The organism is Burkholderia sp. E168m23 (assembly GCF_016586125.1).
Classification (GTDB): Bacteria; Pseudomonadota; Gammaproteobacteria; order Burkholderiales; family Burkholderiaceae; genus Burkholderia; species Burkholderia orbicola.
Window position 1 is genome coordinate 1 of the sequence record NZ_BCPP01001651.1, and the last position, 647, is coordinate 647.

Annotated in this window: 1 protein-coding gene; it reads right to left on the reverse strand. The window is 64.9% G+C overall.

The genetic code is table 11. The annotated features are described in order from the left end of the window. Positions 1 to 647: phosphate acyltransferase (locus tag JMF90_RS39460; RefSeq protein ID WP_268906110.1), on the reverse strand; the 647-nt coding region annotated here is incomplete at both ends.

Below are 647 nucleotides of genomic sequence, written 5' to 3' on the forward strand. Positions count from 1 at the left end.
CGCCATCCGCCTCGATATCCGGCGCCTGCTCGCGCACGATCTCCAGCGCCCGGCGCATCTTCACGCCCGAAGCCGCACTCCCCGACCCGAAATTCGACCGCGACAGCAGCGCCACCTTCGGCGTCAGGTTCAGCCATTCCATCTGCCGCGCCGCCGCGATCGTGAATTCCGCGATCTGCTCCGCATCGGGGTTGTCGTTCACGTGCGTATCCACCAGCGCGACCGTCCGCTGATCGAGCAACAGGATGTTCATCGCCGCGTAAGTCGAAGCCCCCGGCTTCTTGCCGATCACTTCGTCCACGAACCGCAGGTGATTGTGATACTCGCCCACCGTCCCGCAGATCATCCCGTCCGCGTCGCCGAGCTGCACCATCATCGCGCCGATCAACGTCAGGCGCCGACGCATTTCCACGCGCGCCATTTCCTTCGAAATGCCGTCGCGGCAGCGCAGTTCCCAATACTTCGTCCAGTACTGCGGGAAGCGCTCGTCATATTCCGGATTGGTCACTTCGACATCCTGACCGAGTCGCAGGCGCAGGCCGAACCGCTCGATGCGCGCCAGCAGCACCTCCGGGCGACCGACCAGAATCGGCCGCGCAAGCTTCTCGTCGACGATCACCTGCACCGCCCGCAGCACGCGTTCGTCC